The organism is Corynebacterium sp. LK2510 (assembly GCF_040946405.1).
Taxonomy (GTDB): domain Bacteria; phylum Actinomycetota; class Actinomycetes; order Mycobacteriales; family Mycobacteriaceae; genus Corynebacterium.
In genome coordinates, this window is the sequence record NZ_JAYWLR010000001.1 from 80,364 (window position 1) to 96,426 (window position 16,063).

Genomic DNA, 16,063 nt, shown 5'->3' on the forward strand with positions numbered 1-16,063 from the left:
TCCATGCCGCCACCCTAGACTTGATTGTCATGACTCACGGCACGGTTACGCTCGTCGGCGGGGGACCAGGGGACTGGGACCTCATCACCATCCGGGGCTTGCGTGCGCTTGAGAAAGCCGACGTGATCCTCACCGACCACCTCGGCCCGTCCGCGCAGCTGCACGAGTTCATTGATGTCTCTGGAAAAGAGATCGTCGACGTCTCCAAGCTGCCCTACGGCAAGCAGGTCGCACAGGAGCGGATCAACGAGCTCATCGTGGAGCACGCGCTCGCCGGTAGCGAGGTGGTCCGGCTCAAAGGCGGAGACCCGTACGTCTTCGGGCGCGGCTTCGAGGAAGCGCAGGCGTGCGCCCGCGCGGGCCTGACCTGCACGGTCGTTCCCGGTGTGACAAGTGCGGTGTCCGTGCCGGCTGCGGCGGGGATCCCAGTAACGCAGCGGGGTGTGATCCACTCATTTACGGTGGTCTCCGGCCATCTGCCGCCCGGCCACCCGAAGTCGCTGACAGACTGGGGCGCGCTCGCCCGGGTCGGCGGCACGATCGTGGTGATCATGGGGGTGCGCAACGTGGGTGCCATCACGCAAACGCTTCTCGACGCCCACCTCCCCCCATCCACCCCAGCAGCCGTCATCCAGGACGGCGAGACCCCGCGCCAGCGCGAGTTCCGCACGACCCTGGGCTCGCTCGCTGCCGTCATGAACGACAACTCCGTTGCCGCACCCGCGGTCTACGTCATTGGAGAGGTGGCTGGCTGTGCGCTCGCTTGATGCGTTGATTCTCGACACCGCGGACCTTGCCGCAGGTGCTGACACGATCCTGATCTGTGAAGACCCGACCGGCGATCTGACCCGCGCCGCCGTGAAGACCGGCACCCGCGTGGTCGTGCTCGATGCCGATTACGCGCGCTGCCGAAGCGCTGCCGCGCTCGGCGCCGACGTCGCCGGTGATACGCGCCTGGACGATTACCTCGCCGGTTCCACCGGGTGTGCGGTGGCGGTGGGGGAGATGCCGAAGTCCCTGGGTCGGCTTGACTACCTCGCCCGCTCGATCGCGGGTGCCGGATTTGCGGAGGCGCGCCTCGTGCTCGGTGCGAACAACAAGCACCTGGCCCGCTCGATGAACACCGTGCTTGGCGCTTCTTTCGCCTCCGTCGCCGCCTCTCGGGGCCGGGGCAAGTTCCGCTGCCTGGTGGCGCAGGGGCCGAAGGACGTGGCCTACGAGCCAGTCCGTGGCGCCGAGCTCGTCGCCATTGGCGGGGTGTTCTCCGGGGCGCGGCCGGATCACGGCGGGGAGCTGCTGCGCTCCGCTCTGCCGGAGGACGTGGGCAGGTTCCTGGACTTGGGCTGCGGCAACGGGTCGGTCTCCCGCGGACTGCCTGGCGCCGTCACCGCCACGGACTCCTCCGCCGACGCGGTGCTGTCCGCCCGTGCCATCGGCCTGACTGCGACGTGGGACGACGCCGGGTCACGCTTCGCCGACGGATCTTTTGACACCATCGCGCTCAACCCCCCGTTCCACGAGGGCACAACTGTCGACGCCACCCTGGTCACCGGGCTTCTCGACGCCGCACGCCGCCTCCTCGCCCCCGGCGGCACCCTCTACCTCGTCCACAACTCGCACCTGCGCTACCGCGGCGAGGTGGGGCAGCGCTTCCACTCGGTTGAGGAGGTGGCCCGGGACCGGCGCTATACGGTGCTGCGGGCTCGCTGATTCTCCTCCAACGCCTAAACCCCGACTCCCAAACCCCGACACTTCGCAAGCACCGTCCTCGCCGTGAAGCCCGACGTCGATAAGTCGGCGTCTGAGAGTCGGGGTTTGCGCGAACCACCCCGACAAGCAACGGAAACCCCAGCGACCGCGCGGGAACCGAACCACCCCGGTGCCCGTCTAACCCGACATGGGGATCGATCGGAGAAACCAGGTGGAAATGGCCCGCGAACGGGCGAGACGGGCCGAGCTTCTCGCCAGGATCATCGACACCCGCCAGCTCACCTACGACCGCGCCCGGCACATAGGAGCCCAGGCACACACCCAGCTGTCACCGCAGCTGTACTACCCGACCCACCAGTGGGAGACACTGCCGCGCCACGACCGGCGGTTCCTGCTCGCCTGCGCGGCTGGAAGGAATAACACAAAGACGGCGCTAATTGGCAGGTCGGCCGCGCGCGTGGGTGGAATGTGGGTGGTGGCACTGACGGACGAGAAGGTGGAACTGGCCATGCCAGGGTCGGGAATCGGCCCGAGCGTGCGCAACAACCCCGGGTACCGGACGTACCACCTCAACTTATGCCCAACCGAGACGTACGAAGCGGACGGCTACCGGGCTACCCGGCTGACCCGGACCGCCATCGATATCGCCCGCCTCCACGGTTTTGCAGAGGGACTGATCGCCTTTGACTGGCTGCTGCGCTCGGGCCAAGACATTCGGGACATCGAACTAGAGGTCCGCCGCATGGGCCGGTTCAAAGGTGTGCGGACGGTCCGGCGGTGTCTCCGCCACGCAACTGAGCTCTCGGAGTCGCCGTTCGAGTCCCTGGCCCGCGCGCTGCTTATCGAGGCGGGCTTCGACCCGCAGTCGCAGTGGCGGGTCGGCACCTACCGGGCGGACCTGGCCATCGAGGGGTGGCTGCTTATTGAGATCGACGGCGACAGTAAGTACGTGACGGACACCGCCGAGGTGATCAAGCGTGAAAACGACAGGAAGAAACGCATCGAGAACCAGGGCTACAAGATTATGCGCTACCGCCCGAGAGACCTGCTCGCCGACCCGGCAAAGTTCATCGACGAAGTCGCAGCCGCCCTCTACACCACCAGGGTCAGCTGAGTCCCCGACACCTCCACGACGAAACCGGCCGCCAAAGCCGCGTCGGCGACTTCCTCCACCGAGGCGCACTCGGGTCCGAGCGCCAGGGCGCGCGCCAGCTCTCCCTTGTAGTGCTTGTTGAAGTGGCTGACCACCTTGCGCGCCCCGTCGACTTCGGTCTCGACCCGCACCGTCACCGCGCCGGGCACCGGCCCGAGGGTGTGGTACGCCCCGGAGCGCATGTCGACGATGAAGCCTTGGCCGGCGAGCACCTCGCTTATCGACGCCCCCCAGCGCGCCCGCATCGTCGGCACCGACCCGTCCCGGGCGGGAAGCTTGGAGCCGCCGGAGAGCCGGTAGCGCGGGACCAGGTCTCCTGCGCGAACGACCCCGAACAGCGCGGAGCCGATGGCGAGCTTCTCGACGGCTACCGAGGGCAGGGTGTCGGGACGAAGGGCGTCGTAAAGCACGCCCGTGTAGCGGGAGATGGCGGGCATGACTGGGGCGTCGCGAAGCGAGAGGTTCTCCTCTGCCTCCGCGCGTTTGGACGCGGGGAGCTTGAGCGCGGCCATCATCTCGTCCACACCCAGTGCCGCGAGGTCGTCGGTGATGGTGCGGCGCACCGGATCGAGGGCGGGAAACGACACCGACATCTCGCCGGGCTGGCCGCCTGGCGCCTTCGTCTCGGAGGGTGGGAGGAGGATGAGCATGGCACACACCCTAGCGCTAGACTATCCGGCATGATTACACGCCTTTCCGAGCTGTTCCTGCGCACGTTGCGCGAAGATCCCGCCGACGCGGAGGTGCCGAGCCACAAGCTCCTCGTCCGCGCGGGTTATGTCCGCCGCGCCGCGCCGGGTGTGTACTCCTGGCTGCCGCTCGGCCTGCGCACCCTGCGCAAGATCGAAGGCGTCGTGCGCGAAGAGATGGACCGGATGGGTGCCCAGGAGCTGCTCTTCCCGGCGCTGCTTCCCCGCGAGCCCTACGAGGTGACCAACCGCTGGACCGAGTACGGCGACGACCTGTTCCGCCTCAAGGACCGCAAGGGCGCCGACATGCTGCTCGGCCCGACGCACGAGGAGATGTTCACCGCGGCGGTCAAGGACCTGTACTCCTCGTACAAGGACTTCCCGGTCACGCTGTACCAGATCCAGACGAAGTACCGCGACGAGGCGCGCCCTCGCGCCGGCATCCTGCGCGGGCGCGAGTTCGTCATGAAGGATTCCTACTCCTTCGACATGACCGACGAGGGCCTCGCCCAGTCCTACGCGAACCACCGCGCCGCCTACCAGCGCATTTTTGACCGCGTGGGCATCCGCTACGAGATCTGTAAGGCGACTTCCGGTGCGATGGGCGGCTCGGCCTCCGAGGAGTTCCTGGCCTACTCCGAAAACGGTGAGGACACCTTCGTCATCTCCACCGCCGGTGACTTCGCAGCCAACGTCGAGGCCGTTGCCACCGCGGTTCCCGAGGCGCGCCCCGTCGACGGCCTGCCCGAGGCAGTGGAGCACCCCACCCCGAACTCGGAGACGATCGAGGCCCTCGTCGACCGCGCCAACGAAGCCGGCATCACGATCGACGGGTCGCCCGTCACTGCGGCCGACACCTTGAAGTGCATGATGATCAAGGTCACCGACCCGCGCCAGGTCGACGACAACGGAAACCCGGTCGGCCCGCAGCTGACTGCTGTGTTGATCCCGGGCGACCGTGAACTCGACGCTAAGCGTCTCGAGGCGTCGCTCGAGCCCGCAACGTACGAGCTGGCCAGCGAGGAAGACTTTGCCAAGAACCCCTTCCTAGTCAAGGGCTACATCGGCCCGCGCGCTCTCAACGCCAACGGCGTGACCGTCTACGCGGATCCGCGCGTGGTGGCAGGCACGACCTGGATCACCGGGGCCGACGCCCCCGAGGTCCACGTCTTCGGCCTCGTCGCCGGCCGGGACTTCGAGGTGGACGGCTTCATCGAGGCAGCGGAGATCCGCCCCGGCGACCCTGCCCCCAACGGCAACGGCACCCTGGAGCTCGCCCGCGGCATCGAGCTCGGCCATATCTTCCAGCTCGGCCGCAAGTACACTGAGGCCCTCGACGTGCAGATTCTCGACGAGAACGGCAAACGCGCCCTGCCCACGATGGGTTCCTACGGCATCGGTGTCTCCCGCATGATGGCGGTCGTGGCGGAGCAGCGTCACGACGACAAGGGCCTGGTTTGGCCGGTTGAGATCGCGCCGTACCAGGTCCACGTCGCCGTGGCGAACAAGGACGCCGCGGCGATGGAGGCCGGAGTCCAGCTGGTTAGCGACCTCGACGCGGCGGGCCTCGAAGTGCTTTTCGACGACCGCCCCAAGGTCTCCCCGGGAGTGAAGTTCAAGGATGCTGAGCTGCTCGGTATGCCGTATGTGGTCATCCTCGGCCGCTCGTTCGCCGACGGCATCGTGGAGCTGCGTATCCGCGGCGGGGAAACCCTCGAGGTCCCCGCAGGGGAGATTGTGCAGAAGCTGCGCGAGCTCATCGGCTGAGGTCGCGGCCCCGGGCCGGCCACCAGAACCTCTCGCCGAGCAGCTGGACGGCGGCCGGAACGACAAATGTGCGCACGACGAGGGTGTCGAGCAGCACACCGAGGCAGATGACGATGCCCACCTGCGCCAGTACCACCAGTGGCAGGACGCCGAGAGCGGCGAACACCGCCGCCAGGAGAATGCCCGCCGAGGTGATGACGCCGCCTGTCGACGACAGTGACCGAAGAATCGCCTCTGACGTGCCATGGAGGTGCGCTTCTTCGCGGGCGCGCGTCACGAGGAAAATCGTGTAGTCGATGCCGAGCGCAACGAGGAACACAAACGCGTAGAGCGGGGTCGCCGAATCGAAGCGCTCGAAGCCGAAAATCTGGCTGGAGACCCACCACCCGAGGCCCAGAGCCGCCACATTGGTCAGAAGGACGGAGGCGGTCATGACCAGTGGTGCGACCACGGATCGCAGTATGACGATCAGGCTGAGGAGGACAAGCAGCAGAACCAGCGGAAAAATTGTCGTGCGATCCTCCCGCGCGGCCTCTTCCGTGTCAACGAGCTCGGCGTCGGGCCCGCCGACTTTCGCCTCCACACCTGAGAGGGCGGTGCGGATCTCATCCGTGCTTCCACCCGAAACGCGCAGGTGCCCCGCGGAATCGGTGACCGAAAAGCCCGCTTCCTCCAGTACGTCGGTGGCCGCGACGCGGTCGGGCGTGCGAATGATAGCCGGGGTGGCGGAAGTCTCCGGGAAGGCGTCGGAAAGCTCTTCGGCGGCGCGAATGGACTCGGGGGTGTCGAGAAACTGGTCAGCTTGGGTCAGACCCGTCGTAATCTGGAGGGAGCCCAGGCTCATCGTCCCGAGGACGACCAAGCTGGCAGCGAGAATCGCCGCGGGTTTCGTCCTGACGGCGGCGCCCACGCGGTCGAAGACACGATGCTTTCGTGACTCACCGGGCTTCGGCATGGCGGGCCAGAATACCCATCGCCCGAATAGGACCAGGATGCCGGGCAGGACCACCGCGCCGAAAAACAGCGCCACGATCACCCCGAACGCAGCTGCAACACCGAGCGCGCGCGTGGTGGGCGTCTGTGACAGGAGCAGATAGAGCACGCCCACGACGACAGTGAGAGCAGAGGCGGCGATGGCTGTGACGGTTGGCGCCCAGGCGCGACCCATGGCCTCGAAGCGATCCTCCCGGTGCGTCAGCTCGTCGCGGTAGCGGGAGATGAGCAGGAACGCGTAATTGGTCCCCGCGCCGAATACGAGGACCGAGAGAATGCCCCCGGTGGACTCGTTCCACGCCATGCCCAGGGCATCCAGAAACCACGTGTAGGCGACGGCGACGAGGCGGTCCGCGACACCGATGACGAGAAGCGGGAACGCCCAAAGAACCGGCGACCGGTACGTGACCACAAGCAGAACGGCCACAATGAGGGCTGTCACGGCGAGCAGTGTGGTGTTGGCCCCGGAAAAGACCTGTGACAGGTCGGCGTTGATTGCCGCGGGACCGGTCACCTGTGCTGTGACCCCGGGGGGAAGACCGTCGCTCGCTGTGGAGCGAAGGTCTTGAATGGCTGTGACATTGCCGGCCAGGTCCACTGCGTCCGTGTCAACCGGAACGATCGCGGCGCTCACGTCACCGTTCGGAATGAGCGGGCCGCCGAGCTCCGTGGCCTTGTCCCGCAGCGGGACCAGCGACTCAGGGTTCACACCGGAGAAGAAGACCAGCGCGTCGGGCGAGGTGTCGTCTTCCAGGACGCGTTCGGCGGCGACGTCGGTGGAGTCGAACCCGTCGGGCAGCATCGCCGTGGACGTCTGCTCCGCCTCGACTGGGCCGAGAGAGATGAGGAATACTCCCACGGCCAGACAGGCGAGGGAAAACCAGCGCAGGACGCGGGCGAAAGCGGCGCTCACAGCAGGACCTTTCAGTAGAGCGAGATTCCCCTCACCCTAACTGGAGGTCAGATAGATGACAACGACGCCCGTTGGGCAGAAGCGGCGAGTGATATCGACGCGCTCGACCATCTCGTCGACTGGGCGTCTGCCGCTGTTCGTCTCCACGCACTCACCAACTGCCCGTTGAGGTCGTCAACAAGCTGCTGCGCGGTTTCGGGCGTGGCCTCCCGATCCGCATCGGTGAATTCGTACCCGGCGGCGGGAACGGGCACAGGGCCGGATGGCGCGAGCAGCTGGGAGAGGTACTCCCGCCGGTCGGCGCCCGCCTCCCGAAAGTTCCCGATGCGCGCTGCAAGCTCCGGACCCGCGACCGACAAAGCCAAGCCGAGGGCGTAATCGTAGGAGTACTCCTGTTCGAGCATCGCACGCGCGGCGGTGAGGTCGCCGGAGTCGTCGACGCGAGCCTGTGGCGGGTCGACGGGGACAAGGGCCGCAGCATCGACAGCTTGGGAAACCACAAGGTCGGTGGACTCCTCGGGTACCGACGAGATGTCGGCGGCCACGGTGTCGCGCAGCGCGACGGACATGTCGGAGGGCTCCGAAGCTCCCATCGCGTCACCCGGCCCCCGCACGACAACACAGGAGCTCGGCGGGGCTCCCGCGGCGTCGACGCCGCACAAGCGGGCAACCTCGGCCCACAAGTCCGCCGCCTGCCTCGAGCGGAGCCCGGCGGCCTCGGACGCCCCGCCGAGCGACAGTGCATCCGCCTCAGCCTGGCGTGCGAGGCCCACGATCTCGGCGTTTGGCCGTGGCCCGAGAACGTCCATGACCGAGCAGGACGAGACAAACAGACACAGCGGGACCATCGCTAGGGGCACGATCTTCACGCCGAAAACCGTACACGATATGCTGGTCACCATGGCATTTCCCGCAGTAGAGACCCTGACCGAACTCATCCGGCCCCTTGCGGGAGCACGGGGGATGGACGTAGAGAATGTGTCCACGACCAAGGCTGGGAAGAAATCACAGGTTGTGGTAGCCCTTGACTCGGATTCGCGGCCGACGCTGGATGAACTCGAGGTGATGTCGCAGGAGATCGGCGAGCTTTTCGACGCCAAAGAAGACGCCGGTGAACTCAACTTCGGGGCCGGCTACACCCTCGAGGTCACCACCCCGGGTGTGGGCCTGCCGCTGACTCAGCCGCGCCATTGGCGCCGCAACCACGGTCGACTCGTCGTGATGGGGGGGCGGACGGTGCGCGTCGGCGCTTTGAATGAGACCGAGACTCACGTCGTGCTCGTCGAGGCCGGAGCCAAGGATCCTCGGGTCACGATCGAGGTGGTTTCCGATCTTCCCCACGCGGTGGTAGAAGTGGAATTCAACAACCCGCCGGAGACTGAGTCCCGGCTGGCGAACATGACGTTTGAAGAGGCCCGTGAGGTGGCCTCTAATGGAGAGGAAGACAAGTGAATATCGATCTGGGAGCTCTCGAGGCGATCGAGAAGCAGCACGGAATCAGCGTCAACGACATGCTGACCACCATTGCAGGTGCTCTGCTGTTCGCGTACCAGGAACACCGCGAAACCCCGGTGCAGCCGGACCAGAAGGCGCGGATTGACATTGACGATACCGGCGAGGTCTCGGTCATGCTGGCCACCTTCAACGAGGACGGCGAAGTCGTGGCTGAGAAGGACGTCACTCCGGTCAACTTCTCCCGCATCGGCTCCCACGCCGTGCGCGACGGCATCATGCGTCGCCTGCGCGAGCGCGACGCCGGCCGCGTGTTCACCGAGTACTCCGAGCTGGAAGGCACGGTTGTTTCCGGCATCGTCCAGCGCGACGCGTCCGCGGAATCCCGCGGGATCATCGTGGTCCAGCTCGGTACCGAGCAGGACCCGCAGGACGGCATCCTGCTTCCTGCAGAGCAGATTCCGGGTGAGCGCCTTTCCCACGGCGATCGAATCAAGGCGTATGTCGTCGGCGTGAACAAGGGCGAGCGCAACGTCTCGGTCAACCTGTCGCGTACCCACCCGGAACTTGTGCGCGGTCTGTTCGCGCTGGAGGTGCCTGAGGTCGCGGACGGAACCGTGGAGATTGTCTCCATCGCCCGCGAAGCAGGCCATCGCTCCAAGGTTGCGGTCACGGGCAAGGTCAAGGGCGTCAACGCGAAGGGCGCGTGCATCGGCCCGCGCGGCGCTCGCGTCAGCACGGTCATGGAGGAGCTCGGCGGCGAGAAGATCGACATCATCGATTACTCGGACGATCCGGCCAAGTACGTCGGCAACTCCCTGGCGCCGTCCAAGGTCGTTCGCGTCGAGGTGCTCGACGCCGAAGAGCAGACTGCACGCGTGACAGTGCCCGACTACCAGCTCTCCCTTGCCATCGGCAAGGAGGGCCAGAACGCCCGCTTGGCAGCGCGCCTCACCGGCTGGAAGATCGACATCCACTCGGACGCGGCGGAGTAAGACTGCCGCAGCCAGGTCCTTGCGCTGCTGAGGGGAAGTACAAAAATGCGCCGAAGTGGCGTAAGGTTAACCACGGCTTAATTGACGCTGACCACGTAGGGGTCTCAACGGGCCCCTAGGTGTGCGGTCGCCGTGAGTGATAAACGAGGCAGAAGTGCTATCTGCACTTCGCCCAGAGAGGACCTGGATGGAACTGTGCGCGACGCGGGATCGGCAGATCCGACTCCGCACGTGCATTGCCACCCGCGCGGTTTTCCATGACTCGCAGCTGCTGCGCCTCGTTCAGGACCCGGAGCAGCCGGGACGCATAGTCCCGGACCCGAACCGGTCGCTTCCTGGCAGGGGAGCCTGGATAACCCCCACGTGGGAGGCGTTCGAGCTGGCGGAAAAGCGACGCGCATTCGCGCGCGCCCTCCGCATGTCCGCTTCGGCGGATGTAGGTCAAGTACGGACGTACCTCGCGGAACACGCGGGAGACCCAAAAGAATGAAGGAAGACCGAACACTGATGAGTACGCAACCATGAAGCAGCATCAGCGATGAAAGTCACTGCCAACGTCTAGGGGTCAGTAGCCTTAACCGGGCTCGCTGGCTCCTAGCAACCAACTAGAGGAGACACGTGCCCGGAAAGCTACGCGTTCACGAACTGGCAAAACAGCTCGGCGTAACAAGTAAGGAACTGCTCGCCACGCTCAAGGAGCAAGGCGAGTTCGTCAAAACCGCATCGTCCACCATCGAACCCCCCGTGGTGAAGAAAATGAAGGCGTTCTACGGGGAGGACTCCGGCGACGCTGCCGGCGACTCCAAGGACGCCGCGGCCGCCCCGAGTGGCGCACCGAAGCCGGGGGCCGCCCGCCCGGCGGCGAAGCCGAAGGCTGCCGCGAAGCCGGGAGCACCCAAGCCTGGAGCTGCCACGGCTAGCGCTGGGAAGCCTGGCGCAGACAAGCCTGCTCCTGCCGCGCCGACCCCGGCGCAGGCAGCGCCTGCGGGCAACGCCAACAAGGCAGCTGACAAGGCTGCTGACAAGGCTGTAGCGTCGCCCAAGCCGGGCGCGCCGAAGCCGAACAAGCCTGCCGCTCCGAAGCCTGCACAGGCTGCGAAGCCCGCCGCGCCCGCTCCGAAGCAGGGCAGCAGCGAGGGTGGCCCGACCCCGGGTGCCATGCCGCGTCCGATGCCGAAACCCGGCGGACGCCCGCGCGTGGCCAACAACCCGTTCTCGTCCAACGCTGGCGGAGCGCGCCCGGCACCCCGACCGGGTGGCGGACGCGGTGGCGCTGGCGCCCCCGGTGGTGCACCGGGGCGCGGTCGTGGAGCCGGTGCTGGTGCGGGAGCACCGCGTCCGGGCGGCGAGCGTGGCGGTCAGGGCCAGCGGCCCGGCCCACGTCCCGGCGGCGGCCGTCGTCCGGGTGCAACCCCCGGTGACATGGCTCCGAACCCGGCGCAGATGCCCGCAAAGGCTGCCGCAGGCAGCCGCGGTCGCGGTGGCGGCCAGGGTGGCGGACGCGGACGCGGCCCGGGTGGTCCCGGTGCTGGCGGTCCCGGTGGCGGTGGCTTCCGTGGTCGCGGCGGACGTCGCGGCGGTACCGCAGGTGCATTCGGTCGCCCCGGTGGAGCTCCGGGTCGCGGACGTAAGTCGAAGCGCCAGAAGCGCCACGAGTACGAGGAGATGCACGCACCGAACGTCGTCGGCGGCGTTCGCCTGCCCGACGGCGGCGGCAAGACCGTTCGCCTGCGTCAGGGTGCCACTCTGACCGACTTTGCGGAGAAGATCGGCACCGACGCCTCCAACCTCGTTCAGGCGCTGTTCAACTTGGGCGAGATGGTGACCGCAACGCAGTCTGTCTCCGAGGAAACGCTGCAGCTGCTGGGTGCCGAGATCAACTACGAGGTACAGATCGTGTCCCCGGAGGACGAGGACCGCGAGCTGCTTGAGTCCTTCGACCTGCAATTCGGTGAGGACGAGGGCGACGATGACGACCTTGCGCACCGCCCGCCGGTGGTCTCTGTCATGGGTCACGTCGACCACGGTAAGACCCGACTGCTCGACTCGGTGCGCCGCGCCAACGTTGGTTCCGGCGAGGCCGGTGGCATCACCCAGGGCATCGGTGCGTACCAGACCACCGTCACCCTGGAGGACGAGCCGCGCCAGATCACGTTCCTGGATACCCCGGGTCACGAGGCGTTCACCGCCATGCGTGCCCGTGGTGCGAAGTCCACGGACCTTGCGATCCTGGTTGTCGCCGCCGACGACGGCGTCATGCCGCAGACGGTCGAGGCCATCAACCACGCTAAGGCGGCGCAGCTGCCCATCGTGGTTGCGGTGAACAAGGTGGATAAGCCGAACGCGCAGCCGGACAAGATCCGCGGCCAGCTGACCGAGTACGGCCTCGTGCCCGAGGAGTACGGCGGCGACACGATGTTCATCAATATCTCCGCCAAGGAAGGCACGGGTATCGACGACTTGCTTGAGGCGGTCCTGTTGACCGCCGACGCAGCCCTCGACCTGCGCGCTAACCCGGACATGGATGCTCAGGGTGTTGCGATTGAGTCGCACCTCGACCGTGGCCGCGGACCTGTCTCGACCGTTATCGTCCAGCGCGGTACCCTCCGCGTCGGTGATTCCATCGTTGTGGGCGGCAACTACGGTCGCGTCCGCCGCATGGTCGACGAGTGGGGCCAGGACGTCGAGGAAGCCGGCCCGTCGCGTCCGGTCCAGGTTCAGGGCCTCAACGGTGTCCCGGGCCCGGGTGACAACCTGCTCGTGGTCGAGGATGACCGCGTGGCACGCCAGATTGCCGCGCAGCGCGACGCCCGCATGCGTTCTGCCATGCAGGCCCGCAAGAAGAAGCGCGTCTCCCTGGAGAACCTGGACCAGGCACTCAAGGAGACGAGCCAGCTCAACCTCATCCTCAAGGGCGACAACGCCGGTTCGGTGGAAGCCCTCGAGGAAGCGCTGCTCAAGCTGGACGTCGACGACGAGGTCGAGGTCAACATCATCGACCGCGGTGTCGGCGCGGTGACCCAGACCAACGTCAGCCTGGCCGCAGCGTCCGACGCCGTCATCGTGGCGTTCAACGTCCGCGCTGAGGGCAAGGCGACTGAGGAAGCCAACAGCGAAGGCGTGGAGATTCGCTACTACTCGGTGATCTACCAGGTCATCGATGACGTCGAGAACGCGCTCAAGGGCATGCTCAAGCCGATCTACGAGGAGAAGGAGGTCGGCGCAGCCGAAATCCGCCAGATCTTCAAGGCTTCGGCTGTCGGCCTCATCGCTGGTTGCATGGTCACCGAGGGCAAGGTTCGCCGCAACGCGAAGTGCCGTCTGGTGCGCGATGGCAACGTTGTCACCCCGGATGCGACGATTCAGTCGCTGCGCCGCGAGAAGGACGACGTCACCGAGGTAGACAAGGGCTACGAGTGCGGCATGGTGCTGTCTTACCCGGACATCCAGGTCGACGACATCGTCCAGGTCTACGAGATGGTCGAGGTGCCGCGCTCCTAAGCGGCAGTTCCCGGTCGACGCCCCGCGTCCCACCGCTTCGAGCGCAACGCTCGGCGGAGGAGGCGGGGCGTCGTCGTGTGTGACCCGTGCAGGCGCAGGGTCTAGACAGCGCGGTAGGATATCTGGGTACCGTACCGCCCCCGAAAGGAGCGTCCGATGTCTGAGAACCCTCGCGCACAACGACTGGCTAAGCGAATCCAGGAGATCGTGGCCAGCGCAATCGAACGCCAGGTCAAGGACCGCCGGCTGGAGCTTGTCACTATTACCGACGTGCGTGTGACCGGCGACCTGCATGACGCCACCGTCTATTACACGACGCGGGGCCGAGAGATCGACGAGGAGCCCGACTACGAGCAGGCGGCGGAGGCGCTCAACCGCGCCCGCGGTCAGCTGCGCAAGATCGTCGGCGACGAGCTGGGGGTGCGCTTCACTCCGACGCTCGCCTTTGAGCAAGACACTGTCCCCGAGGCGTCCGCTCGCATGGAAGAGCTGCTCAACCGTGCTCGCGAGCGGGACGCGGAGCTCGCGCGCCTGCGCGAGAATGCGACTCCCGCGGGCGAGGGTAATCCGTACAAGGGAATGGATGAGTAGTGAGCGCCCGTGAAAATAGCGGCGCAGCAGCGCTTCCGCTGTTGTTCCCCGACGCTGTAGCCGAGTTCACCGAGGTCGCGCGTCGGCTAAGGGCAGCGCGAACAGTCAACGTCGTTACCCACGTGCGCCCCGATGCAGATGCGATTGGGTCCGCATGCGGCCTCGTGCTCGGTCTGCGCAAGGCGGGGATCGCGGCCAACGCTTTTGTGGGCCAGACAGAGACTCACCCGGACAACCTGGACACGATTCCTGGCGTGGAGGACGTCACCTACGGCGGTGAGCTTCCGGCGACGGACCTGACCGTCACGGTGGACTGCGCGTCCCTCGACAGGACTGGGGAGTTCCAGGATGAGTTGCAGCGCCGGCACGACTCGGTTGTCGTCATCGACCACCACGCGACGAACCCGGGTTTCGGCGTTTTCAACCTCATCCTCGGATCGGAGTCGACGACGACGATGGTCCGTGAGGTCCTTCGCTACATGGACGTGGACCTTGACACGGATATCGCGCGATGCCTGTACGCGGGCCTCGTCACTGACACCGGCAATTTCCGTTGGGGCACCTCTCGCATGCACCACCTGGCCGCCGAGTTGCTTGAGTACGACCTCGACACACGTGGCATCGCGATGAACCTGATGGATTCGATGAGTGTCACAGACCTCCAAGTGCTTGGAGAGGTCTACGGCGGCCTCCAGTGTTTCGACGTCGCAGGATTGAACGTGAGCGTGCTGACCATTACGGTCGACAACCTCGCCGCGATGGGTCAGACCACGGTGGAAGCCGTGATCGACCGCGCCCGCACGCTGCAGGGCAGCGACATCGGAGTCGTGCTGAAGCAGGTGGAGTCGGAGTTCTGGAATGTCTCCCTGCGCTCGAGCTCCGTCGATGTTTCGCGTATCGCCGAGCGGCTCGGCGGAGGAGGCCACGTCCCGGCTGCGGGATTTAGTGCTGTTGGCACGCGGGCCGACGTCGTGGACAGGCTGCTGCGCGCAATCTGATGGCTGCCGACGTATCAACGCGGCGCATTCTGGCTCTTGCCCTGCCGGCACTTGGGGTGCTCGCCGCAAACCCGCTCTACCTTCTCCTCGATACGGCGGTTGTTGGCCGGCTCGGCACCGAACAGCTCGCGGCGTTGGCGGCGGGCACGGCAGTGCAGTCCACGGTGACCACGCAGCTGACCTTTCTGTCGTACGGGACAACCGCGCGTGCGTCGCGCTTGTTCGGCGCCGGACGGCGCGACGAGGCCGTCGCAGAGGGCGTGCAGGCGTCCTGGGTGGCGGTGGTCGTCGGATTCCTGCTCGCAGCCGCGGTGTGGGTGCTCGGGTTTCGCGTCGCTTACGCATTAACTAACGACGCCACCACGGCCCACGCGGCCGCCGAGTGGATGCGAGTGGCCGCGTTGGCCATCCCGCTGACGCTTCTCATCATGGCGGGAAACGGATGGCTGCGCGGGATCCAGAACACGCGACTTCCCTTAGTGCTCACACTGTGCGGCCTCATCCCGGGCGCGGTGGCGCTGCCGTTTCTCGTTGCCAGGTACGGGTTGGTGGGTTCCGCCATGTCCAACGTCTTCGGGATGGGGATTACGGCCAGCCTTTTCCTCTTCGTCCTGGCGCGCACCCACGTTGGTTCGTGGCTGCCGCGACCGCGCGTTATCGCCAAGCAACTGGTGCTCGGCCGCGACCTCATCCTGCGGTCGTTGTCCTTCCAGATCTCCTTCCTGGCCGCCGCGGCGACCGCCGGACGCTTCGGCGTGGCGGCTCTTGCCGCGCACCAGATTCTGCTGCAGCTGTGGAACTTCCTGTCGTTGGTGCTCGATTCGCTGGCGATCGCTGCGCAAACGCTCACCGGTTCCGCTCTTGGACGGGTGCAGACGGAGCAAGCCCGCGCCGTTGGGTTGCAGGTGGTGAAGTTCTCGGTCGCGTTCTCGCTTGTTCTCGCGATCATCTTCGCGGTTTTCCGCACCGGTATCGCGGCCCTGTTTACCTCGGATGACTCCGTGTTCGCCGCGCTGGCGGTGCCGTGGTGGCTCCTGATCGCCATGATCGTAGCGGGGGGAGTGGTCTTCGCCCTCGACGGTGTTTTGTTGGGGGCGGGAGACGCGGCGTTTTTGCGCAACCTCACTGCGGCCTCCATTGTCCTTGGGTTTTTGCCGCTGGTTGTCGCGTCGCTTTTGTTCGGCTGGGGGCTTGCGGGCTTGTGGGTAGGCCACCTCCTGTCCGTCCTCATGCGCCTTGTCGGAGTTGTCGCGAGGTTCCGCTCGCAGAAGTGGGCGCGTGTCGGCAGCTCGTAGCCTCCC

General features: G+C 66.4%; 14 protein-coding genes. 11 read left to right on the plus strand and 3 right to left on the minus strand.

Features of this window, described 5'->3' with window-relative positions; all coding sequences use genetic code 11:
* The first annotated feature begins 29 nt into the window (after positions 1-29).
* From cobA to VVR41_RS00375, 3 genes are all read left to right on the plus strand, one after another.
* A complete protein-coding gene (gene cobA, locus VVR41_RS00365) occupies positions 30-767 on the plus strand; it encodes a uroporphyrinogen-III C-methyltransferase (RefSeq protein ID WP_368523137.1) in 738 nt (245 codons plus the stop codon).
* Positions 754-1,710 carry a class I SAM-dependent methyltransferase gene (locus VVR41_RS00370; protein WP_368523138.1) on the plus strand — a complete coding sequence of 319 codons (957 nt, stop codon included), beginning with the start codon at positions 754-756 and terminating at the stop codon, positions 1,708-1,710. The genes cobA and VVR41_RS00370 overlap by 14 nt, the downstream gene beginning before the upstream one ends.
* A gap of 217 nt (positions 1,711-1,927) precedes the next feature.
* Complete coding sequence (locus VVR41_RS00375) at positions 1,928-2,824, plus strand: DUF559 domain-containing protein (protein ID WP_368523139.1); 897 nt, start codon at positions 1,928-1,930, stop codon at positions 2,822-2,824.
* On the opposite strand, the gene VVR41_RS00380 is transcribed toward VVR41_RS00375, so the two are convergent.
* On the minus strand, positions 2,803-3,513 hold the full coding sequence (locus VVR41_RS00380; RefSeq protein WP_368523140.1) for a peroxide stress protein YaaA: 711 nt from the start codon (positions 3,511-3,513) through the stop codon (positions 2,803-2,805). The two genes, VVR41_RS00375 and VVR41_RS00380, sit on opposite strands and share 22 nt — an antisense overlap.
* A 30-nt stretch (positions 3,514-3,543) precedes the next feature.
* Between VVR41_RS00380 and VVR41_RS00385 the strand changes: the two genes are divergently transcribed.
* Positions 3,544-5,319, plus strand: coding sequence for a proline--tRNA ligase (locus VVR41_RS00385; protein WP_368523141.1), 1,776 nt, complete (start codon positions 3,544-3,546; stop codon positions 5,317-5,319).
* Here the strand turns inward: VVR41_RS00385 and VVR41_RS00390 are convergent.
* A complete protein-coding gene (locus VVR41_RS00390; protein WP_368523142.1) occupies positions 5,309-7,225 on the minus strand; it encodes an MMPL family transporter in 1,917 nt (638 codons plus the stop codon). The genes VVR41_RS00385 and VVR41_RS00390 overlap by 11 nt on opposite strands.
* 47 nt (positions 7,226-7,272) lie before the next feature.
* Entirely contained in the window at positions 7,273-8,094 is an 822-nt protein-coding gene (locus VVR41_RS00395) for a hypothetical protein (RefSeq protein WP_368523143.1), read from the minus strand.
* Between the two features lie 31 nt (positions 8,095-8,125).
* Here VVR41_RS00395 and rimP point away from each other — a divergent pair, with 31 nt between their 5' ends.
* From rimP to VVR41_RS00430, 7 genes are all read left to right on the plus strand, one after another.
* Entirely contained in the window at positions 8,126-8,677 is a 552-nt protein-coding gene (gene rimP, locus VVR41_RS00400; protein ID WP_368523144.1) for a ribosome maturation factor RimP, read from the plus strand.
* A complete protein-coding gene (gene nusA / locus VVR41_RS00405; protein WP_321101855.1) occupies positions 8,674-9,672 on the plus strand; it encodes a transcription termination factor NusA in 999 nt (332 codons plus the stop codon). The genes rimP and nusA overlap by 4 nt, the downstream gene beginning before the upstream one ends.
* A 187-nt stretch (positions 9,673-9,859) precedes the next feature.
* The gene (locus tag VVR41_RS00410; protein ID WP_321101853.1) at positions 9,860-10,162 is read left to right on the plus strand and encodes a YlxR family protein; all 303 of its coding nucleotides are present in this window, start codon (positions 9,860-9,862) and stop codon (positions 10,160-10,162) included.
* 128 nt (positions 10,163-10,290) lie between these two features.
* Positions 10,291-13,173 carry a translation initiation factor IF-2 gene (gene infB / locus VVR41_RS00415; RefSeq protein WP_368523145.1) on the plus strand — a complete coding sequence of 961 codons (2,883 nt, stop codon included), beginning with the start codon at positions 10,291-10,293 and terminating at the stop codon, positions 13,171-13,173.
* Between the two features lie 156 nt (positions 13,174-13,329).
* Positions 13,330-13,764, plus strand: a complete 435-nt coding sequence (rbfA, locus tag VVR41_RS00420) for a 30S ribosome-binding factor RbfA (RefSeq protein ID WP_321101849.1) — start codon at positions 13,330-13,332, stop codon at positions 13,762-13,764.
* Positions 13,764-14,762 (plus strand): bifunctional oligoribonuclease/PAP phosphatase NrnA, encoded by a 999-nt coding sequence (locus VVR41_RS00425; RefSeq protein WP_368523146.1) that lies wholly within the window; start codon positions 13,764-13,766, stop codon positions 14,760-14,762. The genes rbfA and VVR41_RS00425 overlap by 1 nt, the downstream gene beginning before the upstream one ends.
* Positions 14,762-16,057: an MATE family efflux transporter gene (locus VVR41_RS00430; RefSeq protein ID WP_321101845.1), complete on the plus strand. Its 1,296-nt coding sequence runs from the start codon at positions 14,762-14,764 to the stop codon at positions 16,055-16,057. Before VVR41_RS00425 ends, VVR41_RS00430 begins: the two co-directional genes overlap by 1 nt.
* Positions 16,058-16,063: the final 6 nt, after the last annotated feature.